Here is a 17405-nt window from a genome sequence, read left to right as displayed (position 1 = left end):
GTTAGAGGATCCTGAAAATGGGAAAAGAAAAGTTTGAACGTTCCAAGCCCCACGTAAACGTGGGCACCATCGGTCACGTTGACCACGGTAAAACCACCCTGACCGCTGCGCTGACTCGCGTATGTTCCGAAGTGTGGGGCGGCGCAGCCGTTGCTTTCGACGGTATCGACAAGGCACCGGAAGAGCGTGAGCGCGGTATCACCATCTCCACCTCTCACGTAGAGTACGAATCCCCGACTCGCCACTACGCGCACGTAGACTGTCCGGGACACGCCGACTACGTTAAGAACATGATCACTGGTGCTGCTCAGATGGACGGCGCGATCCTGGTATGTTCCGCTGCTGACGGCCCCATGCCGCAGACCCGCGAGCACATCCTGCTGTCCCGTCAGGTAGGTGTACCGTACATCGTGGTATTCCTGAACAAAGCCGACATGGTCGACGACGAAGAGCTGCTGGAACTGGTAGAGATGGAAGTTCGTGAGCTTCTGGATCAGTACGAGTTCCCGGGCGACGACACCCCGATCATCGTAGGTTCCGCGCTGATGGCGCTGAACGGCGAAGACGACAACGAGCTGGGTACCAGCGCTGTTAAGAAGCTGGTAGAAACCCTGGATGCGTACATTCCGGAGCCGGAGCGCGCCATCGACAAGCCGTTCCTGATGCCGATCGAAGACGTATTCTCCATCTCTGGTCGCGGTACCGTAGTAACCGGCCGTGTAGAGCGTGGTATCGTCAAGACTGGTGATGAAATCGCCATCGTAGGTCTGAAAGACACCACCACCACCACCTGTACCGGTGTGGAAATGTTCCGCAAGCTGCTGGACGAAGGTCGTGCTGGTGAGAACATCGGCGCCCTGCTGCGCGGCACCAAGCGTGACGAAGTGGAGCGTGGTCAGGTACTGGCCAAGCCGGGTTCCATCACTCCGCACACCAAGTTCGAGGCGGAAGTGTACGTACTGTCCAAGGACGAAGGTGGTCGTCACACCCCGTTCTTCAAAGGCTACCGCCCGCAGTTCTACTTCCGTACCACCGACGTAACTGGTGCGTGTGAGCTGCCGGAAGGTGTTGAGATGGTAATGCCGGGTGACAACATTCAGATGACTGTTACCCTGATCCACCCGATCGCCATGGAAGAAGGTCTGCGTTTCGCGATTCGCGAAGGTGGCCGTACCGTTGGCGCTGGTGTTGTAGCCAAGATCATCGAGTAATCTTTACTTCCTGATCCAGGTGAAGAACCCGCAGTGGCGACACTGCGGGTTTTTTGTGTCTGCTTGTTTAGAACCAGTCGCGACTGAGATCGCAATGTCTGCAGTTGGACATCAGTTGGTCGTAGTCCCTTCCGTCAATCGCGACCAGTGATTCATGGTCGCCGGATTCCAGGTAGATGGTATCCCAGCGGTTCAGGCTGCTGTCCACGAGTGTGGTTATGCCGTAGGCGGGGCCAAGTGGGGGCAATGCGCCGACTTCGCAGTCGGGAAAAATGCTGCCAAATTCTGTCTCCGGCATCATTTCGAGGTGATTGCGTCCGGTTTCGTCGCGAACTGCGCGCATATCCAGGCCGCTGCTGGCGGGGATGATTGCCATAACCAGCCCGCGGTCATCCTTCAGCATGACAGCTTTGGCGACGCAATCCTCACGGAGTCCGCTTTTGTGAGCGCTTTCGCGGCTGGTGGCGCTGTGGTCATGAGGTAAAACCCGGTAGTGGATCGAGTGTTTGTCCAAATATTGACTGACGGTGCTTGCGATGGCCATGGGCTAACCCTCCCGGCTGATGCCTATTTTTGCCTGGGTAGTCTGTAGTTTAGGTTCGTGCACGCGAAGCCCGAAGTGGCCTGCGTTGGTTTCTTTCTGGGATCTGTGTTGACAGATCAAATAATCGCCCGTAGACTTCGCGCTCCTTTTCGCCCGCCCTCGGGGCTGTGTAAAAGGACGTTCTTTAGCTTTAAATGATTGGAGTTTGATTCCATGCAGGGTCAACGCATCCGAATTCGCCTGAAGGCGTTCGATCACAAGCTGATCGATACCTCTACTCAGGAGATCGTAGAGACGGCCAAGCGCACTGGCGCTCAAGTACGCGGTCCCATTCCGCTGCCGACTCGCAAAGAGAAGTACACCGTACTGATTTCTCCGCACGTCAACAAAGATGCGCGTGACCAGTACGAAATTCGTACTCACAAGCGTTTGCTGGACATTGTTGAACCTACCGAGAAAACCGTCGACGCGCTGATGAAGCTCGATCTGGCGGCCGGTGTTGAGGTTCAGATTAGTCTCGGCTAACACTTTTAATTAACTACCGAATCCCAGGCGAAAAAGGTCTGGGTAGTGTAACGCTCTGAGATTGGGCGGCCGCAGTGGGTTAAAGCCCCGTGCACTGAGAGGTTGAAAAGATGACTATAGGTATTGTCGGCCGCAAGAGCGGCATGACTCGCATCTTCACTGAAGATGGCGCGTCTATCCCGGTAACTGTTATCGAGGTAGCTCCGAATCGCGTCACTCAGGTGAAAACTCCGGAAACTGATGGCTACTCCGCAGTTCAGGTAACTGTGGGTTCCCGTAAGGCTTCCCGTGTCTCCAAGCCCCTCGCGGGCCACTTCGCCAAAGCCAACACTGAGGCTGGCTCTGCACTCTTCGAACTGCGTACTGACGGTTCTGACGAGTCCTTCGAAATCGGTTCTGAAATCACTGTTGCCAGCTTTGAAGCCGGCCAGAAGATTGACGTAACCGGCACTTCCAAAGGTAAAGGTTTCCAGGGCGGTATCAAACGCTGGAACTTCCGTACCCAGGACGCTACTCACGGTAACTCTCTGTCTCACCGCGCTCCCGGTTCTATCGGTCAGTGCCAGACTCCTGGCCGCGTGTGGAAAGGCAAGAAAATGGCCGGTCACATGGGTGCCGAGCGTGTTACCACGCAAAACCTGGAAGTGGTTCGTGTAGATGTCGAGCGTAACTTGCTGCTGGTTAAAGGTGCCGTTCCCGGTGCACCCGGTGGTGACGTAATCGTTCGTCCGGCAGTTAAAGCCTAAGGCTGAGGGTAAATAGATATGGAACTGAATATCGCTACTCCCGAAGGCGCTAAAGGCACTGTTGCAGTTTCTGAAGTGACTTTCGGTCGTGAATTCAATCAGGACCTGGTGCACCAGGCTGTCGTTGCCTACATGGCAGGCGCTCGTCAGGGTACCAAGGCCCAGAAAACTCGCTCCGAGGTTTCCGGCGGTGGCAAAAAGCCATTCCGTCAGAAAGGTACTGGTCGCGCTCGCGCCGGTACTACCCGTAGCCCGCTGTGGCGCTCCGGTGGCGTGACCTTCGCCGCTGTTCCGCGCGATCACAGTGTCAAGCTGAACAAGAAGATGTACCGCGCTGCTCTGCGTTGCATTCTCTCCGAGCTGGCTCGTCAGGAGCGTCTGGTTGTGGTTGAGTCCTTCGACGTTGACGCGCCGAAGACCAAACAACTGGTAACCAAACTGGCACAGTACGATCTGTCTGACGCGTTGATCGTGACCGAAGAGGTAAATGAAAACCTCTATCTGGCCGCGCGCAACCTGCACAAGATCGATGTTCGCGATGTACAGGGTATCGATCCGGTAAGCCTGATTCGCTTTGAAAAAGTCGTGGTTACCGTTTCTGCACTCAAGAAAATTGATGAGGTGCTGGGATGATCCAAGAGCGACTCTACAAAGTACTGCTGGGCCCGGTAATTTCCGAGAAGGCTGCTGTGCTGGCGGATTCCGCCAACCAGGTAGTATTCAAGGTGACCACCGACGCTTCCAAAGCCGATATCAAGGCCGCGGTAGAAAAGCTGTTCAACGTTTCTGTTGAGCAGGTTCGCACCGTGAACGTAAAAGGCAAAACCAAGCGCACCCGCTACGGCGTTGGCATGCGCAACGATTGGAAAAAAGCCTACGTTCGTCTGGCCGAAGGCAGCGACATCAACTTTGAAGCTGCTGAGTAAAGGGGAAAGTTGCAATGGCTATTGTAAAAACAAAACCGACCTCAGCCGGCCGTCGTCACCTGGTCAAGATCGTCAACTCTGAGCTGCACAAGGGCGCACCTTATGCACCGCTGGTAGAGAAGAAGTCTAAGACCGGTGGTCGTAACAACAACGGTCGCATTACCACCCGTCATATCGGTGGTGGTCACAAGCAACACTACCGCATGGTGGACTTCAAGCGTAACAAGGATGGCATTCCAGCCACTGTTGAGCGCCTGGAGTACGACCCGAACCGCAGCGCGCACATCGCTCTGGTGTGCTATGCCGATGGCGAGCGTCGTTACATCATTGCGCCGAAAGGCCTGCAGGCCGGTGCAAAAATCCAGTCCGGTGACGCTGCGCCGATCGCTGTGGGTAACACCCTGCCGCTGCGCAACATTCCGGTGGGTTCCGTAATTCACGCCATCGAGCTGAAGCCTGGTAAAGGTGCTCAGCTGGCCCGCTCTGCCGGTGCCTCTGTTCAGCTGGTTGCCCGTGATGGTCAGTACGCGACTGTACGTCTGCGTTCTGGCGAGATGCGTAAGGTTCTGACCGAGTGCCGCGCCACCCTGGGTGAAGTGAGCAACTCCGAGCACAGCCTGCGCAAGCTGGGTAAAGCTGGTGCAAAACGCTGGCGCGGTGTTCGCCCGACCGTTCGCGGTGTGGCGATGAACCCGGTAGACCACCCGCATGGTGGTGGTGAGGGTCGTACCTCCGGTGGTCGTCACCCTGTGACGCCTTGGGGTGTTCCGACCAAGGGTAAGAAAACGCGTAAGAACAAGCGCACCGACAACATGATTGTACGTCGTCGCGGCAAATAAGCCGCGCGATGTCTGAGCTGCTAGAGAGGAATCGACAGTGCCACGCTCATTAAAAAAAGGTCCCTTCATTGATCTGCATCTGATCAAGAAGGTGGAGGCGGCGATTGAATCCAATGATCGCCGACCGATTAAAACCTGGTCCCGCCGTTCCATGATTATGCCGGAAATGGTGGGCCTGACGATTGCCGTGCACAACGGTCGTCAACACGTGCCTGTGCTGGTCAACGAAGAAATGGTTGGCCACAAGCTGGGCGAGTTTGCTGCTACCCGCACTTACCGTGGCCACGCCGCGGATAAGAAAGCGAAGAAGCGCTAAGCCGAGGTTATAGAGATGGAAGTACAAGCAAAATTACGCGGTGCTCGTCTGTCGGCACAAAAAGCGCGTCTGGTAGCTGATCAGATTCGCGGCAAAGGTGTCGAGGAAGCCCTGGATATCCTGGCTTTCAGCCACAAGAAGGGTGCTGCAATCGTCAAGAAGGTTCTGGAATCTGCAATCGCCAACGCCGAGCACAACGAAGGTGCCGACGTGGACGAGCTGAAAGTTTCCACCATCTTCGTAGATGAAGGTATGACCATGAAGCGCATTAAGCCGCGCGCCAAGGGTCGTGCTGACCGCATTTTCAAGCGTACTTGTCACATCACTGTGAAAGTAGCCGAGAAATAACAGGACAGGCGAGAAAACCATGGGACAAAAAGTACATCCTACCGGCATTCGTCTGGGTATCGTTAAAAAGCATACCTCTGTTTGGTATGCCGGCAGCGACGAGTACGCAGACAAGCTGTACACGGATCTGAAAGTTCGCGAATACATTCGCAAGAAGCTGGCCCACGCTTCCGTGAGCCGCATCGAGATCGAACGTCCGGCCAACACCGCTCGTGTGACCATTCACACTGCGCGTCCGGGCATCGTGATCGGCAAGAAAGGCGAAGACGTTGAGCGTCTGCGCAACGACCTGACCGCTCAGATGGGTGTTCCGGTGCACATCGACATCGAAGAAGTGCGCAAGCCGGATATGGACGCCACTCTGGTAGCCCAGAACGTTGCTCAGCAGCTGGAGCGTCGCGTTATGTTCCGTCGCGCTATGAAGCGCGCCGTGCAGAACGCCATGCGCCAGGGCGCAGAAGGTATCAAGATTCAGGTGAGCGGCCGTCTGGGCGGCGCCGAGATCGCACGTACCGAATGGTACCGTGAAGGTCGTGTACCGCTGCACACTCTGCGTGCCAACATCGACTACGGCACCGCTGAAGCCAGTACTACCTACGGCATCATCGGTGTGAAAGTTTGGATCTTCAAAGGCGAAGTCATCGGTGACGAAATCCCCGAAGAGAAGCCGGCGAAGACTCGCAAGAAAGCTGCTAATTAAGGGGTGCGCAGATGCTACAACCGAAGCGTACAAAATTCCGCAAGGTACAGAAGGGTCGCAACCGCGGTCTTTCCCAGCGCGGCTCCAAAGTGAGCTTTGGCGAGTTCGGCCTTAAGGCCATCGGTCGCGGTCGCATTACTGCGCGCCAGATCGAAGCGGCTCGTCGCGCAATGACCCGTCACGTAAAGCGTGGCGGCAAGATCTGGATTCGTGTGTTTCCGGACAAGCCCATCACCAACAAGCCTCTTGAAGTGCGGATGGGTAAAGGTAAGGGTGGCGTTGAGTACTGGGTTGCCCAGATTCAGCCAGGCAAGGTCCTCTATGAAATGGAGGGTGTTTCCGAAGAATTGGCTCGTGAGGCATTTGATCTCGCTGCAGCCAAGCTGCCTGTAAAGACAACTTTCGTTAAGCGTTCGGTGATGTAATGAAGACTGCAGATCTACGCTCAAAGTCAGTTGAAGAACTGAACCAGGAACTGCTGAGCCAACTTGAAGCTCAATTCAAGCTGCGTATGCAGAAGTCCACCGGTCAGCTGACTCAGACCCATCTGCTGAAGCAGACTCGTCGCGACATTGCTCGCATTAAGACTGTTTTGACTGAGAAGGCAGGTAACTGATCATGGCTGAAGCAAAACTGAAGCGTACTCTGACCGGTAAGGTTGTGAGTGACAAGATGGATAAAACCATCACCGTTTTGATCGAGCGCCGTGTAAAGCACCCGATCTACGGCAAAATCGTGAGCAAGTCCACCAAGCTCAAGGCACATGACGAAAACAATGAGTGCGGCATCGGTGATGTCGTAGTTATTGAGGAATCTCGTCCGCTGTCCAAGAGCAAGTCCTGGTCCTTGCAGCAAATTGTAGAGCGTGCGGCGAAGGTTTAACCCCTAGCGCATTGGCATTGACTGTGAAGACCTAGAAAGGTTTTCGGAGAGGAACAATGATTCAAGCAGAATCCTACTTAGAAGTAGCAGACAACAGTGGGGCTCGCCGTGTCATGTGCATCAAGGTGCTGGGCGGCTCCCACCGTCGCTACGCTGGCGTTGGCGACATCATTAAAGTGACTGTCAAGGAAGCAATTCCGCGCGGTAAAGTGAAAAAGGGTCAGGTAATGAACGCGGTTGTGGTTCGCACCAAGAAAGGTGTGCGTCGCGCTGACGGCTCTCTGATCAAGTTTGACGATAACGCTGCGGTGTTGCTGAACAACAACTTGGCTCCGGTTGGCACCCGTATTTTTGGCCCGGTAACTCGCGAGCTGCGCGGTGAGAAGTTCATGAAGATCATCTCACTGGCTCCCGAAGTTATCTAAGCCACGAGTGGAGAAAAGACATGCGCAAGATCAAGCGTGACGACGAAGTGATCGTTATCGCCGGTCGCGACAAAGGCAAGCGCGGCACCGTACGCAAGGTGCTGAACGACGGTCGCCTGATCGTATCCGGTGTTCAGATGATCAAAAAACACCAGAAGCCGAATCCACAACTGGGCGTTGCGGGTGGCATCGTTGAAAAAGAGGCCGCTATCCAGGCTTCCAACGTAGCCATTTTCAACCCGAGCACCCAGAAAGCTGACCGGGTAGGCTTTAAAGTACTGGAAGACGGTACTAAGATCCGCGTCTTCAAATCCAGCGGCGACGCCGTTGACGCATAAGTCAGGTGGAAAAAATGGCAAGGCTTAAAGAGCTCTATACCAAAGAACTCGCGCCCAAGCTGAAAGAAGAGCTGGGTATCGAGAACGTGATGGCAGTGCCTCGCATCACCAAAATCACCATCAACATGGGTGTTGGTGAAGCCGTTGGTGACAAAAAGGTGCTGGAACACGCAGTCAATGACATGACTGCGATCACTGGTCAAAAACCCATCATCACCAATGCTCGCAAGTCAATTGCGGGCTTTAAGATCCGTGATGGCTGGCCGATCGGCTGTAAGGTAACTCTGCGCGGTGAGCGCATGTACGAGTTCCTGGAGCGTCTGATCGGTATCGCGATTCCGCGTATTCGCGACTTCCGTGGCATCAGCCCGAAGCAGTTCGACGGTCGTGGTAACTTCTCGATGGGTGTAACCGAACAAATCATCTTCCCGGAAATTGACTACGACAAAGTAGACAAGATCCGCGGTCTGGATATTTGTATCACTACTACAGCAGCCAACGACGACCAAGGTCGTGCACTGCTGAAAGCATTCAACTTCCCGTTCAAGGGTTAAGAGGATTCCATGGCGAAGAAATCCATGATTGCGCGTGAGAACAAGCGCGCTCGAACCGCAGCTAAGTACGCCGAAAAGCGTCAAGAGCTGAAGGCGATCATCGCCAGTGCCAGCGCTTCTGATGAAGAGCGCTGGGAGGCTCAACTCAAGCTGCAACAACTGCCGCGCGATGCAAGCCCGACTCGTCAGCAACGCCGCTGTCGGATCACTGGTCGCCCCCACGCTGTCTACCGCAAATTCGGCCTGTGCCGTAACAAATTGCGTGAGGCCGCCATGCGTGGTGATGTCCCCGGTCTGGTTAAGTCCAGCTGGTAAAAGGCAGACTTGAGGAGTCTTAAGTAATGAGTATGCAAGATCCGTTGGCAGATATGCTGACCCGCGTCCGCAACGCCCTGGCGCGCGGCAAGGGCAGTGTTTCTATGCCTTCTTCAAAACTGAAAGTAGCTGTGGCCAACGTTCTGAAGAGCGAAGGTTATGTTTCTGACGTTGCTGTCAGCGAAGGTGCCAAGCCTGAACTGACCATCGAGCTGAAATACTTCCAGGGCAAGCCGGTAATCGCCGAGCTGGACCGGGTTTCCCGTCCGGGCCTGCGCGCTTATTCCGGTAAAAAAGCACTGCCTTCCGTTCGCGGTGGCCTGGGCATCGCTATCGTCTCCACCTCCAAGGGTGTGATGACCGATCGCGCGGCCCGTCAGGCTGGTGTCGGCGGCGAAGTGCTCTGCACCGTATTCTAAGCGGGGGTTGATATGTCTCGAGTAGCTAATAGTCCCGTAAGCATCCCCGCTGGCGTTTCCGTTGACCTTAAGGGTCAGGACATCGCTGTTAAAGGCGGAAATGGCAACCTGAAATTCTCTGTCCACAGCGATGTGGAAGTGAAGCAGGAAGAAAACCAGCTGACCTTTGCTGCACGCAATGGTTCCAAGCAGGCTCGTGCCCTCGCCGGCACTACCCGCGCGCTGGTAAGCAATATGGTGGTCGGTGTCAGTCAGGGTTTCGAAAAGAAACTGCAACTGGTCGGCGTGGGTTACCGTGCGAAAGCCGCAGGTAAGTCCGTAAACCTGAGTCTCGGCTTCTCTCACCCGGTCGATTACGATCTGCCGGAAGGTGTGTCCGCCGAAACTCCGAGTCAGACTGAAATCGTACTGAAGAGCAGCGACAAGCAGCTGTTGGGTCAAGTGGCCGCTGAGATCCGCGCGTTCCGTCCGCCGGAGCCCTACAAAGGTAAGGGTGTCCGTTACGCTGACGAGCGTGTGTATCGCAAAGAGGCCAAGAAGAAGTAAGGCATAGATATGAACGTTAAGAAGCAATCTCGCTTGCGTCGTGCACGTCGTGCCCGCGCCAAAATGCGTGAGCTGGGCGCCGTTCGCCTGACAGTGAACCGCACGCCCCGCCACATCTACGCACAGATCCTGTCTGCCGATGGCGACAAGGTATTGGCTTCAGCCTCTACTCTGGACAAGGACCTGCGTGAAAGCAAAACCGGTAACGTCGACGCTGCGAAAGCCGTTGGCACCCTGATCGCTGAGCGTGCGAAAGCCGCTGGCGTTGAAGCGGTAGCCTTCGATCGTAGCGGTTTCAAATACCACGGCCGTGTAAAGGCCCTGGCAGACGCTGCCCGTGAAGCCGGTCTGAAATTCTAAGGGTTGAGTTATGGCTAGAGAAAAAGTCGAGAAAGGCAACGACGAAGGCCTCCAGGAAAAACTGGTTCAGGTCAATCGTGTTGCCAAAACCGTAAAGGGTGGTCGTATTTTCGCGTTCACCGCTCTGACCGTAGTTGGCGACGGCAATGGCCGTGTTGGCTTTGGTCGTGGCAAGGCGCGTGAAGTGCCGGTTGCCATCCAGAAGGCAATGGAAGCTGCACGTCGCAACATGATCCAGGTAGATCTGAACGGTGACACCATTCAGTACGCTACCAACGGTCGTCACGGCGGTTCCAAGGTTTACATGCAGCCCGCTTCCCAGGGTACCGGTGTAATCGCCGGCGGTGCCATGCGCTCCGTACTGGAAATGGCTGGTGTCCACAACGTACTGGCCAAGTGCTACGGCTCTACCAACCCGGTAAACGTCGTTCGCGCCACCTTCAGTGCGCTGGGCAAAATGAGCAGCCCGGAAGACGTTGCCGCCAAGCGTGGCAAGTCTGTGGAAGAAATCCTGAACTGATTCGGTTTCGGGCCGTGGCAGCAAAATCGCTGCGGTCCGTTCTGAAACTTGCTTTGAGTGAATGAGTCATGGCTAAGAAGACCATCAAAGTCACCCAGGTCAAGAGCGTCGCCGGTCGTCTGAAGAATCATCAGGCGTGCGTCGCTGGTCTGGGTCTGCGCCGCATCGGTCACACCGTGGAAGTGGAAGACACTCCCTCTGTGCGCGGCATGATCAACAAGGTGAATTACCTCGTAAAAGTGGAGGAGGCATAACATGCGTTTGAATGAGTTGTCTCCCGCAGAAGGCCACAAGCACAGCAGTAAGCGTGTTGGCCGTGGTATTGGTAGCGGCCTGGGTAAAACCGGCGGCCGTGGCCACAAGGGTCAAAAATCCCGTTCCGGCGGACGTGTTCGTCCGGGCTTCGAAGGCGGTCAGATGCCTTTGCAGAAGCGCCTGCCGAAGTACGGCTTCACCTCTCGCGTCGGCCGCTTTGTAGCGGAAGTGCGTCTGGCGGAGCTGGCAAAGGTAGACGGTGACACGATTGATTTGGCAGCGCTGAAGAATGCCGATATTATCGGCAGCCACATTAAGCGCGCCAAAGTGTTCCTGTCTGGTGAACTGACCAAAGCGGTTACCGTGAAAGGTCTGAGTGTCACCAAGGGTGCTAAAGCAGCCATCGAAGCTGCTGGCGGAAAAGTAGAAGACTAAATCGAGGCCCCAATGGCACGACCAGGATCTGGTGTTAACTCCCTGGGCAACGGCAAGGGATTAGGCGAGCTTTGGGCTCGCCTTCGTTTTCTGTTTCTCGCGATACTCGTGTATCGCATTGGAACTCACATTCCGGTGCCCGGTATTGATCCGGAAAAGCTGGCGAATCTGTTCAACCAGAACCAGGGAACCATCCTTGGTCTGTTCAACATGTTCTCCGGTGGTGCACTGGAGCGGATGAGTATTCTGGCCCTCGGCATCATGCCGTACATCTCCGCGTCCATCATCATGCAGTTGATGACCGCGGTAACGCCTTCTCTGGAGGCGTTAAAGAAGGAAGGTGACGCAGGGCGCCGTAAGATCAACCAGTACACCCGTTATCTGACGGTGTTGCTGGCGCTGATCCAGGGTATCGGTATGACCTTTGGTCTCGCCGGTCAGAACCTGGCTTACTCCGCTGAACCGGCATTCGGTTTCTACTTTGTGGCCGTTGTGTCACTGGTAACCGGTGCGGTGTTCATGATGTGGCTGGGCGAACAGATCACGGAGCGCGGCGTAGGCAATGGCATTTCGATGCTGATTTTTGCCGGTATCGTCGCCGGCCTGCCCAGTGCCATTGGCCAGGCATTCGAGCAAGCGCGCCAGGGTGAGCTGCATATCCTGATGCTGCTGGCGATTGGTTTTGTGGCGATCGCCGTTGTGTACTTCGTCGTGGTTATGGAGCGCGGTCAGCGCCGCATCACTATTAACCACGCGCGTCGTCAGGCGGGACGTTACTCCCAGGCGCCGGCTGCGCAGTCCAGCCACTTGCCGCTGAAGGTCAATATGGCCGGTGTGATTCCGGTGATTTTTGCCAGCAGTATCCTGCTGTTCCCTGCGACTCTGGCGCAGTGGTTCGGTCAGGGTGGCGAAGGTATCGGTGCCCAGATTCTGCAGTGGATGGCATTGCAGTTGGGCCCCGGTCAGCCGCTGAACATTATTCTGTTCGCACTGTTGATTGGCTTCTTCTGCTTCTTCTATACGGCGTTGATGTTCAACCCGAATGAAGTTGCAGATAACCTGAAAAAATCCGGTGCCTATGTGCCCGGTATCCGCCCCGGCGAGCAAACTGCGCGTTATATCGACAGCGTGCTGACTCGTCTGACTCTGGTGGGTGCCGTTTACATCGCGCTGGTCTCCCTGCTGCCGCAGTTCCTGGTGGTCGGGCTGAACATTCCTTTCTATCTGGGAGGTACCTCGCTGCTGATCGTTGTGGTCGTAGTGATGGACTTCATGGCTCAGGTTCAATCGCACCTGCTGTCACACCAGTACGAAGGGTTGATGAAAAAGGCGAATCTGCAAGGCTATGGCCGCCGTTAATCGGTAGCCCCAGCAGCAGGAGTGAATTGAGGTAAGGTCATGAAAGTACGCGCTTCTATCAAAAAGATCTGCCGTAACTGCAAAATCGTACGTCGCAAAGGCGTTCTGCGGGTAATCTGCAGCGCCGAGCCGCGTCACAAGCAGCGGCAGGGTTAATCGGCGCGTCCAGGCAGCGTAGCTGTTAGCGCCGATTAGCGACCGGCCACGGATGGCCGGGCTGGTGTCCACCCCAGGGAGGGTTGTTAGCGACGCCGGTCTGTTCAGGGTCCGGGTTTCCGGCTCGAGCAGAGTGTTAAAGATTTGCCTTCTTGCACAGCCCCGTGTAAAAAGGCGCATCGCAAATCTCCCGGTTTGCGACGAGACTGAAAAACCACAAAATTTGTGGTCTTGAAAGTTTCAAAAGGGGGCGTTGACTGTCGTCCATTTTCCCCGGGTCGAGGCCCTGGGAGGGTGGGCTATTGCAATTTGGTGTATGAAAAGCTATTCTTGCGCGCCTTTTTGGTGGTGCTGGTGGCTTTTTATTCGCTGTCAGCGCCGAATCGAGAATTGAGCCGCGCCATTACCAAGTAGCGCCGGTTCACAATACGTGGAGTATGCCTCTATGGCACGTATTGCTGGTGTAAACGTACCAGACCACAAGCACGCCGTGATCTCCCTGACCCATATCTATGGTGTCGGTCGCACTACGGCCAAGTCTATTCTGGCAGCGGTAGGTATCGCTGAATCCACCAAACTTAGTGAACTGTCCGAAGAACAGATCGAAACCATCCGCGGTGAAGTTGCGAAACTGACCGTTGAGGGTGATCTGCGTCGTGAAGTGTCCATGAACATCAAGCGTCTGATGGATCTGGGTTGCTTCCGCGGTCTGCGTCACCGTCGCAGCCTGCCGCTTCGCGGTCAGCGTACCAAGACAAACGCCCGTACCCGTAAGGGTCCGCGCAAGCCGATTCGTAAGTAATCGCGCCGGTCTTCACTAGTACAGGATTTAGGATACAGGTATGGCTAAGCCAAAAACTACTGTTCGCAAAAAGGTCAAAAAGACCGTTGTCGACGGTGTTGCCCACATCCACGCATCGTTTAACAACACGATCGTGACGATCACTGACCGTCAGGGCAACACTCTGAGCTGGGCTACTGCAGGTGGCTCCGGTTTCCGCGGTTCTCGTAAGAGCACCCCATTCGCAGCCCAGGTTGCCGCTGAGCGCGCAGGTACTGCCGCCCAGGAATACGGCCTGAAAAACCTTGATGTCGAAGTTAAGGGCCCAGGCCCGGGTCGTGAATCCGCTGTTCGCGCCCTGAACAACTGCGGCTACAAGATCACCAACATCACCGACGTGACGCCGATTCCGCATAACGGATGTCGTCCGCCCAAGAAACGTCGCGTGTAAGAGGGGGTTGACGAAATGGCACGTTATATTGGACCAAAATGTAAACTTTCCCGCCGGGAAGGTACCGATCTTCAGCTGAAATCCGGCGTTCGCCCGCACGAGTCAAAGTGCCGCGCGGAAACCAAGCCTGGCGTTCATGGCGCCGGTCGCGGTCGCCTGTCCGACTACGGCGTTCAGCTGCGTGAAAAGCAAAAAGTACGTCGTATCTACGGTGTGCTGGAAAAGCAGTTCAGCAACTACTATAAGGAAGCGGCGCGCCTGAAAGGGGCAACTGGTGAAAACCTGCTGCAACTCCTTGAAAAACGTCTGGACAACGTGGTTTACCGCATGGGCTTCGGCTCCACCCGCTCCGAAGCACGTCAGCTGGTGGCTCACAAGGCGATCCTGGTGAATGGCACTACTGTGAACATCCCTTCTTACCAAGTGAAGGAAGGTGATGTCATTTCCATTCGCGAGAAGGCCAAAAAGCAGATGCGCATCCAGAACTCCGTTGCCCTCGCTGCACAGCGTGGTGACGTTGAGTGGGTAGACGTGAACGCGAGCAAGCTGGAAGGTACCTTCAAGCGTGTTCCGGACCGTGTCGATCTGCCGGCAGAAATCAATGAAAACCTTATCGTGGAACTCTACTCCAAGTAAGGCTCTGTTCCATTTAAGGAATAAAACTGTAATACAGGTATGGCTATGCAGACTGCTGTCAACGAGTTTTTGACACCTCGTCGTATTGACGTCACCGAGTACAACCAGAACCACGCCAAAGTGGTTCTGGAACCGCTGGAGCGTGGTTTCGGCCACACTCTCGGCAACGCACTGCGCCGCATCCTGCTGTCCTCCATGCCCGGCTGCGCCGTCACCGAAGTGGAAATCGACGGTGTTGAGCATGAGTACAGTGCAATTGAAGGTGTGCAGGAAGATGTAATTGAAATCCTGCTCAACCTGAAGGAAATTGCGGTGGTGATGCACGGCAAGGACCAGGCAGTGCTGAGTCTGAGCAAGAAGGGCCCGGGCCCGGTAACCGCTGGCGACATTCAGGTGGATCACGACATCGAAATCGTGAACCCCGAGCATGTTATTGCCAACATTACCGGCGATGTGCAGCTCAATCTGCGTCTGACCGTTGCGCGCGGCCGCGGCTATCAGCCCGCCGACGCCCGTCGCGAAGACGAGGATGAGACCCGCTCCATCGGTCGCCTGCAGCTGGATGCCTCCTTCGGCCCGGTTCGTCGCGTTTCTTACAGCGTGGAGTCCGCGCGTGTTGAGCAGCGCACCGACCTGGACAAGCTGGTTCTGGACCTGGAGACCAACGGTACTCTGGATCCGGAAGAGGCGATCCGCCGCGCCGCCACCATTCTGCAGCAACAGCTGGCAGTATTTGTGGACCTGGAAGGCGAGAAAGACTCCCAGCCGGAAGCGAAGGAAGAGGAAGTTGATCCGGTGCTGCTGCGTCCGGTAGACGACCTGGAACTGACCGTGCGTTCGGCAAACTGTCTGAAAGCGGAAAACATCTACTACATCGGCGACCTGATTCAGCGTACCGAAGTAGAACTGCTGAAGACCCCGAACCTGGGCAAGAAGTCCCTGACCGAGATCAAGGATGTTCTGGCTTCTCGTGGTCTGTCCCTGGGTATGCGCCTCGAGAACTGGCCGCCGGCCAGCCTCAAGGGCGACAGCAAGCTGAGCTCCCTGTAAAGCATTTGTGGCGCGGGTACTGCCCGCCCTTGTGAAGAAAAACCGAGTGGTGTAAGCCGCAGGCCATCACCACTCCCAGACGACTTGCTGAGAAAGCAATGAAAGTCGTGAGGAATTGAGTTATGCGTCATCGCTATAGTGGCCGTAAATTCAGTCGTACCAGCTCTCACCGTAAGGCCATGTTCAAGAACATGACCGCTTCTCTGGTAGAGCACGAACTGATCAAAACCACACTGCCGAAAGCCAAGGAGCTGCGTCGCGTTGCCGAGCCGCTGATCACCCTGGCCAAGAAAGACAGTGTTGCCAATCGTCGTCTGGCTTTTGCCCGTATCCGTGACAAGGATGCTGTGCGCAAGCTGTTTGACGAGCTGGGTCCCCGTTACGAAGCCCGCCCGGGCGGATACATCCGCATTCTGAAATGCGGCTTCCGCGCTGGCGACAAGGCTCCGATGGCTTACGTAGAGCTGGTGGATCGTCCGGTTGCGGGCGAAGCCGTAGAGGCTGCGGAAGCCTGAGGCTCTGCGCTTTAGGTTGATCGGTACATTATATGTGCCGAGTGAAGGAAAGCCGGTCATTGACCGGCTTTCTTTTTATCCGGGGCAAGATTTCGACATAAGTATTTTTTAAGCAAGTATTTCTAACGGTAGTACCAATGTTCCAGTCTTTGGATGAACTGCTGCAGATTCTCAACCCGCAAATTATCGGCAGCCTGAAGCGCGCGATCGAGCTGGGTAAGTGGCCGAATGGTGTCGCGTTGTCGGCGCAGCAAAAGCTGCTGTGCGCAGAAGCGGTAGCCTACTGGGAGCAGAAACACTCAGCGCCAGCCGAACGTGTGGGTTATGTTCCGCCAAAGGCTACTCCCTGCGCAGACAAGCACGACCACGAACCTGTTACCTGGGTGAAGTCCTGAGAGCAGCGATGCCGGATTACTTCCGCTCGTTGTACGGATGGAAAATCTGACTGTTTGGCCGCGAATCTTGGCGGCTCCCGCCTCCTTTACTGTTGGTCTGCCATTCGAAGTGCTTGGCGACCCAGATACACTGTGACGCTGAATAACAATAATGGAGGCACAATGAAAAAACTGCTGCCGTCCGCGGTCGCCACATGTCTTGTTCTCGGTGCCGCGATTGCCACTTATCTGCACCCAGACCAGAAATCTGATGTCTTACCCGGCGCTCAGTATCCTGATACTACTGCAACTGAATCTCATACGGATCCCCATACTCCAGATGCTGGCGACAACCAAACTCCGTCGCTGGATGCGGTGATGTCACATCCGAACGTGCGACGATACCTGGAGCGCGAAGCGCGCAAGGAATCGCTGCAGGCGTATTTCTCTGATCTGGAAAGTTACGACAATGCGGAAGCCGCGTGGAAGCTGATCGACGAGATTGAGCGCGACGGCGGTATGCTGGCCTATGAGGTGTTGGCGCTGAAACTGAGGTGGCTTGAGCAAACCAGTGTGGACAAAGCGACATTCAACGCTGCCGCGGAGAGCCTTCTGGATGAGTACCGGCAGCGTACACAGCACAGCGTGGACGCATATGATCCCTATCAGGACGTACCCGGCTTCGCGGAATACAAGGCACTGGAGCGGAAGATTGTTGCGGAAGTCCGTGCGTTGGATCGCTTTCCCGATGGTATGAGCCGTGACGAGTACCTGCGCAAGCGTCTGCAGGAGGCGAGAGAGCAGGCCTACGGCTCCTGAATTCCGCTACGCCAAAAAAAAGCCCCCGTAACCCCGGGGGCTTTTTATTTATGGAGTCGC

32 protein-coding genes are annotated in these 17405 nt (G+C 55.6%); 31 read left to right on the top strand and 1 reads right to left on the bottom strand.

Annotated elements, in window-relative coordinates; all coding sequences use genetic code 11:
* The first annotated feature begins 17 nt into the window (after window positions 1-17).
* The gene (gene tuf, locus C3938_RS04200; RefSeq protein ID WP_105101973.1) at window positions 18-1211 is read left to right on the top strand and encodes an elongation factor Tu; all 1194 of its coding nucleotides are present in this window, start codon (window positions 18-20) and stop codon (window positions 1209-1211) included.
* A gap of 67 nt (window positions 1212-1278) precedes the next feature.
* On the opposite strand, the gene C3938_RS04195 is transcribed toward tuf, so the two are convergent.
* Complete coding sequence (locus C3938_RS04195; protein WP_105101972.1) at window positions 1279-1755, bottom strand: aminoacyl-tRNA deacylase; 477 nt, start codon at window positions 1753-1755, stop codon at window positions 1279-1281.
* Between the two features lie 213 nt (window positions 1756-1968).
* Between C3938_RS04195 and rpsJ the strand changes: the two genes are divergently transcribed.
* From rpsJ to C3938_RS04045, 30 genes are all read left to right on the top strand, one after another.
* Window positions 1969-2280: a 30S ribosomal protein S10 gene (rpsJ, locus tag C3938_RS04190; protein ID WP_066967210.1), complete on the top strand. Its 312-nt coding sequence runs from the start codon at window positions 1969-1971 to the stop codon at window positions 2278-2280.
* Between the two features lie 110 nt (window positions 2281-2390).
* Window positions 2391-3026, top strand: a complete 636-nt coding sequence (gene rplC / locus C3938_RS04185) for a 50S ribosomal protein L3 (RefSeq protein WP_105101971.1) — start codon at window positions 2391-2393, stop codon at window positions 3024-3026.
* A gap of 18 nt (window positions 3027-3044) precedes the next feature.
* Window positions 3045-3659 carry a 50S ribosomal protein L4 gene (gene rplD / locus C3938_RS04180; RefSeq protein ID WP_105101970.1) on the top strand — a complete coding sequence of 205 codons (615 nt, stop codon included), beginning with the start codon at window positions 3045-3047 and terminating at the stop codon, window positions 3657-3659.
* Window positions 3656-3952, top strand: a complete 297-nt coding sequence (rplW, locus tag C3938_RS04175; RefSeq protein WP_105101969.1) for a 50S ribosomal protein L23 — start codon at window positions 3656-3658, stop codon at window positions 3950-3952. Before rplD ends, rplW begins: the two co-directional genes overlap by 4 nt.
* A 14-nt stretch (window positions 3953-3966) precedes the next feature.
* The gene (gene rplB / locus C3938_RS04170; protein WP_105101968.1) at window positions 3967-4791 is read left to right on the top strand and encodes a 50S ribosomal protein L2; all 825 of its coding nucleotides are present in this window, start codon (window positions 3967-3969) and stop codon (window positions 4789-4791) included.
* 37 nt (window positions 4792-4828) lie between these two features.
* Complete coding sequence (gene rpsS / locus C3938_RS04165) at window positions 4829-5107, top strand: 30S ribosomal protein S19 (RefSeq protein ID WP_105101967.1); 279 nt, start codon at window positions 4829-4831, stop codon at window positions 5105-5107.
* A gap of 15 nt (window positions 5108-5122) precedes the next feature.
* Window positions 5123-5455: a 50S ribosomal protein L22 gene (rplV, locus tag C3938_RS04160; RefSeq protein ID WP_105101966.1), complete on the top strand. Its 333-nt coding sequence runs from the start codon at window positions 5123-5125 to the stop codon at window positions 5453-5455.
* Window positions 5456-5474: 19 nt separating this feature from the next.
* Entirely contained in the window at window positions 5475-6155 is a 681-nt protein-coding gene (gene rpsC / locus C3938_RS04155; protein ID WP_105101965.1) for a 30S ribosomal protein S3, read from the top strand.
* 11 nt (window positions 6156-6166) lie between these two features.
* Complete coding sequence (gene rplP / locus C3938_RS04150) at window positions 6167-6580, top strand: 50S ribosomal protein L16 (protein WP_105101964.1); 414 nt, start codon at window positions 6167-6169, stop codon at window positions 6578-6580.
* Window positions 6580-6771 carry a 50S ribosomal protein L29 gene (gene rpmC / locus C3938_RS04145; RefSeq protein WP_043320803.1) on the top strand — a complete coding sequence of 64 codons (192 nt, stop codon included), beginning with the start codon at window positions 6580-6582 and terminating at the stop codon, window positions 6769-6771. The genes rplP and rpmC overlap by 1 nt, the downstream gene beginning before the upstream one ends.
* Window positions 6772-6773: 2 nt before the next feature.
* Entirely contained in the window at window positions 6774-7037 is a 264-nt protein-coding gene (gene rpsQ, locus C3938_RS04140; protein ID WP_105101963.1) for a 30S ribosomal protein S17, read from the top strand.
* Window positions 7038-7093: 56 nt separating this feature from the next.
* The gene (rplN, locus tag C3938_RS04135) at window positions 7094-7462 is read left to right on the top strand and encodes a 50S ribosomal protein L14 (RefSeq protein ID WP_105101962.1); all 369 of its coding nucleotides are present in this window, start codon (window positions 7094-7096) and stop codon (window positions 7460-7462) included.
* Between the two features lie 20 nt (window positions 7463-7482).
* A complete protein-coding gene (rplX, locus tag C3938_RS04130; RefSeq protein WP_105101961.1) occupies window positions 7483-7800 on the top strand; it encodes a 50S ribosomal protein L24 in 318 nt (105 codons plus the stop codon).
* 14 nt (window positions 7801-7814) lie between these two features.
* Entirely contained in the window at window positions 7815-8354 is a 540-nt protein-coding gene (gene rplE / locus C3938_RS04125; protein WP_105101960.1) for a 50S ribosomal protein L5, read from the top strand.
* Window positions 8355-8363: 9 nt separating this feature from the next.
* Complete coding sequence (gene rpsN / locus C3938_RS04120; protein ID WP_105101959.1) at window positions 8364-8669, top strand: 30S ribosomal protein S14; 306 nt, start codon at window positions 8364-8366, stop codon at window positions 8667-8669.
* 26 nt (window positions 8670-8695) lie between these two features.
* Window positions 8696-9088 carry a 30S ribosomal protein S8 gene (gene rpsH / locus C3938_RS04115; RefSeq protein WP_105101958.1) on the top strand — a complete coding sequence of 131 codons (393 nt, stop codon included), beginning with the start codon at window positions 8696-8698 and terminating at the stop codon, window positions 9086-9088.
* Window positions 9089-9100: 12 nt separating this feature from the next.
* Window positions 9101-9634, top strand: coding sequence for a 50S ribosomal protein L6 (gene rplF / locus C3938_RS04110; RefSeq protein WP_105101957.1), 534 nt, complete (start codon window positions 9101-9103; stop codon window positions 9632-9634).
* 9 nt (window positions 9635-9643) lie between these two features.
* Complete coding sequence (gene rplR / locus C3938_RS04105; RefSeq protein WP_105101956.1) at window positions 9644-9994, top strand: 50S ribosomal protein L18; 351 nt, start codon at window positions 9644-9646, stop codon at window positions 9992-9994.
* 10 nt (window positions 9995-10004) lie between these two features.
* The gene (rpsE, locus tag C3938_RS04100) at window positions 10005-10514 is read left to right on the top strand and encodes a 30S ribosomal protein S5 (protein ID WP_105101955.1); all 510 of its coding nucleotides are present in this window, start codon (window positions 10005-10007) and stop codon (window positions 10512-10514) included.
* Window positions 10515-10582: 68 nt separating this feature from the next.
* Window positions 10583-10768 carry a 50S ribosomal protein L30 gene (rpmD, locus tag C3938_RS04095; protein ID WP_105101954.1) on the top strand — a complete coding sequence of 62 codons (186 nt, stop codon included), beginning with the start codon at window positions 10583-10585 and terminating at the stop codon, window positions 10766-10768.
* A 1-nt stretch (window position 10769) separates the two neighbouring features.
* Window positions 10770-11204: a 50S ribosomal protein L15 gene (rplO, locus tag C3938_RS04090; RefSeq protein WP_105101953.1), complete on the top strand. Its 435-nt coding sequence runs from the start codon at window positions 10770-10772 to the stop codon at window positions 11202-11204.
* Between the two features lie 12 nt (window positions 11205-11216).
* A complete protein-coding gene (gene secY / locus C3938_RS04085) occupies window positions 11217-12563 on the top strand; it encodes a preprotein translocase subunit SecY (protein WP_105101952.1) in 1347 nt (448 codons plus the stop codon).
* 39 nt (window positions 12564-12602) lie between these two features.
* Window positions 12603-12719 carry a 50S ribosomal protein L36 gene (gene rpmJ / locus C3938_RS04080; RefSeq protein ID WP_105101951.1) on the top strand — a complete coding sequence of 39 codons (117 nt, stop codon included), beginning with the start codon at window positions 12603-12605 and terminating at the stop codon, window positions 12717-12719.
* Window positions 12720-13164: 445 nt separating this feature from the next.
* Complete coding sequence (rpsM, locus tag C3938_RS04075; RefSeq protein WP_105101950.1) at window positions 13165-13521, top strand: 30S ribosomal protein S13; 357 nt, start codon at window positions 13165-13167, stop codon at window positions 13519-13521.
* A gap of 40 nt (window positions 13522-13561) precedes the next feature.
* Window positions 13562-13951 (top strand): 30S ribosomal protein S11, encoded by a 390-nt coding sequence (gene rpsK / locus C3938_RS04070; RefSeq protein ID WP_043320820.1) that lies wholly within the window; start codon window positions 13562-13564, stop codon window positions 13949-13951.
* A 15-nt stretch (window positions 13952-13966) separates the two neighbouring features.
* Window positions 13967-14587 (top strand): 30S ribosomal protein S4, encoded by a 621-nt coding sequence (gene rpsD, locus C3938_RS04065; protein WP_105101949.1) that lies wholly within the window; start codon window positions 13967-13969, stop codon window positions 14585-14587.
* 45 nt (window positions 14588-14632) lie between these two features.
* The gene (locus tag C3938_RS04060; RefSeq protein WP_105101948.1) at window positions 14633-15637 is read left to right on the top strand and encodes a DNA-directed RNA polymerase subunit alpha; all 1005 of its coding nucleotides are present in this window, start codon (window positions 14633-14635) and stop codon (window positions 15635-15637) included.
* A gap of 122 nt (window positions 15638-15759) precedes the next feature.
* Window positions 15760-16152, top strand: coding sequence for a 50S ribosomal protein L17 (rplQ, locus tag C3938_RS04055; RefSeq protein WP_105101947.1), 393 nt, complete (start codon window positions 15760-15762; stop codon window positions 16150-16152).
* Window positions 16153-16289: 137 nt separating this feature from the next.
* Window positions 16290-16547 carry a DUF1315 family protein gene (locus tag C3938_RS04050; protein WP_105101946.1) on the top strand — a complete coding sequence of 86 codons (258 nt, stop codon included), beginning with the start codon at window positions 16290-16292 and terminating at the stop codon, window positions 16545-16547.
* Between the two features lie 162 nt (window positions 16548-16709).
* A complete protein-coding gene (locus C3938_RS04045; protein WP_105101945.1) occupies window positions 16710-17345 on the top strand; it encodes a hypothetical protein in 636 nt (211 codons plus the stop codon).
* Window positions 17346-17405 lie beyond the last annotated feature (60 nt).

It is taken from the genome of Microbulbifer pacificus, from assembly GCF_002959965.1.
Taxonomy (GTDB): Bacteria; Pseudomonadota; Gammaproteobacteria; order Pseudomonadales; family Cellvibrionaceae; genus Microbulbifer; species Microbulbifer pacificus_A.
Note: the sequence above shows the minus strand (reverse complement) of the source record. Positions and strands in the feature narration are given on the sequence as shown.

What these genes read in the sequence shown, in the direction of transcription:
- tuf (WP_105101973.1), top strand. Translation starts at nt 18, where the DNA reads ATGGGAAAAGAAAAGTTTGAACGTTCCAAGCCCCACGTAAACGTGGGC.
- C3938_RS04195 (WP_105101972.1), bottom strand. Translation starts at nt 1,755, where the DNA reads ATGGCCATCGCAAGCACCGTCAGTCAATATTTGGACAAACACTCGATC.
- rpsJ (WP_066967210.1), top strand. Translation starts at nt 1,969, where the DNA reads ATGCAGGGTCAACGCATCCGAATTCGCCTGAAGGCGTTCGATCACAAG.
- rplC (WP_105101971.1), top strand. Translation starts at nt 2,391, where the DNA reads ATGACTATAGGTATTGTCGGCCGCAAGAGCGGCATGACTCGCATCTTC.
- rplD (WP_105101970.1), top strand. Translation starts at nt 3,045, where the DNA reads ATGGAACTGAATATCGCTACTCCCGAAGGCGCTAAAGGCACTGTTGCA.
- rplW (WP_105101969.1), top strand. Translation starts at nt 3,656, where the DNA reads ATGATCCAAGAGCGACTCTACAAAGTACTGCTGGGCCCGGTAATTTCC.
- rplB (WP_105101968.1), top strand. Translation starts at nt 3,967, where the DNA reads ATGGCTATTGTAAAAACAAAACCGACCTCAGCCGGCCGTCGTCACCTG.
- rplV (WP_105101966.1), top strand. Translation starts at nt 5,123, where the DNA reads ATGGAAGTACAAGCAAAATTACGCGGTGCTCGTCTGTCGGCACAAAAA.
- rpsC (WP_105101965.1), top strand. Translation starts at nt 5,475, where the DNA reads ATGGGACAAAAAGTACATCCTACCGGCATTCGTCTGGGTATCGTTAAA.
- rplP (WP_105101964.1), top strand. Translation starts at nt 6,167, where the DNA reads ATGCTACAACCGAAGCGTACAAAATTCCGCAAGGTACAGAAGGGTCGC.
- rpmC (WP_043320803.1), top strand. Translation starts at nt 6,580, where the DNA reads ATGAAGACTGCAGATCTACGCTCAAAGTCAGTTGAAGAACTGAACCAG.
- rpsQ (WP_105101963.1), top strand. Translation starts at nt 6,774, where the DNA reads ATGGCTGAAGCAAAACTGAAGCGTACTCTGACCGGTAAGGTTGTGAGT.
- rplN (WP_105101962.1), top strand. Translation starts at nt 7,094, where the DNA reads ATGATTCAAGCAGAATCCTACTTAGAAGTAGCAGACAACAGTGGGGCT.
- rplX (WP_105101961.1), top strand. Translation starts at nt 7,483, where the DNA reads ATGCGCAAGATCAAGCGTGACGACGAAGTGATCGTTATCGCCGGTCGC.
- rplE (WP_105101960.1), top strand. Translation starts at nt 7,815, where the DNA reads ATGGCAAGGCTTAAAGAGCTCTATACCAAAGAACTCGCGCCCAAGCTG.
- rpsN (WP_105101959.1), top strand. Translation starts at nt 8,364, where the DNA reads ATGGCGAAGAAATCCATGATTGCGCGTGAGAACAAGCGCGCTCGAACC.
- rpsH (WP_105101958.1), top strand. Translation starts at nt 8,696, where the DNA reads ATGAGTATGCAAGATCCGTTGGCAGATATGCTGACCCGCGTCCGCAAC.
- rplF (WP_105101957.1), top strand. Translation starts at nt 9,101, where the DNA reads ATGTCTCGAGTAGCTAATAGTCCCGTAAGCATCCCCGCTGGCGTTTCC.
- rplR (WP_105101956.1), top strand. Translation starts at nt 9,644, where the DNA reads ATGAACGTTAAGAAGCAATCTCGCTTGCGTCGTGCACGTCGTGCCCGC.
- rpsE (WP_105101955.1), top strand. Translation starts at nt 10,005, where the DNA reads ATGGCTAGAGAAAAAGTCGAGAAAGGCAACGACGAAGGCCTCCAGGAA.
- rpmD (WP_105101954.1), top strand. Translation starts at nt 10,583, where the DNA reads ATGGCTAAGAAGACCATCAAAGTCACCCAGGTCAAGAGCGTCGCCGGT.
- rplO (WP_105101953.1), top strand. Translation starts at nt 10,770, where the DNA reads ATGCGTTTGAATGAGTTGTCTCCCGCAGAAGGCCACAAGCACAGCAGT.
- secY (WP_105101952.1), top strand. Translation starts at nt 11,217, where the DNA reads ATGGCACGACCAGGATCTGGTGTTAACTCCCTGGGCAACGGCAAGGGA.
- rpmJ (WP_105101951.1), top strand. Translation starts at nt 12,603, where the DNA reads ATGAAAGTACGCGCTTCTATCAAAAAGATCTGCCGTAACTGCAAAATC.
- rpsM (WP_105101950.1), top strand. Translation starts at nt 13,165, where the DNA reads ATGGCACGTATTGCTGGTGTAAACGTACCAGACCACAAGCACGCCGTG.
- rpsK (WP_043320820.1), top strand. Translation starts at nt 13,562, where the DNA reads ATGGCTAAGCCAAAAACTACTGTTCGCAAAAAGGTCAAAAAGACCGTT.
- rpsD (WP_105101949.1), top strand. Translation starts at nt 13,967, where the DNA reads ATGGCACGTTATATTGGACCAAAATGTAAACTTTCCCGCCGGGAAGGT.
- C3938_RS04060 (WP_105101948.1), top strand. Translation starts at nt 14,633, where the DNA reads ATGCAGACTGCTGTCAACGAGTTTTTGACACCTCGTCGTATTGACGTC.
- rplQ (WP_105101947.1), top strand. Translation starts at nt 15,760, where the DNA reads ATGCGTCATCGCTATAGTGGCCGTAAATTCAGTCGTACCAGCTCTCAC.
- C3938_RS04050 (WP_105101946.1), top strand. Translation starts at nt 16,290, where the DNA reads ATGTTCCAGTCTTTGGATGAACTGCTGCAGATTCTCAACCCGCAAATT.
- C3938_RS04045 (WP_105101945.1), top strand. Translation starts at nt 16,710, where the DNA reads ATGAAAAAACTGCTGCCGTCCGCGGTCGCCACATGTCTTGTTCTCGGT.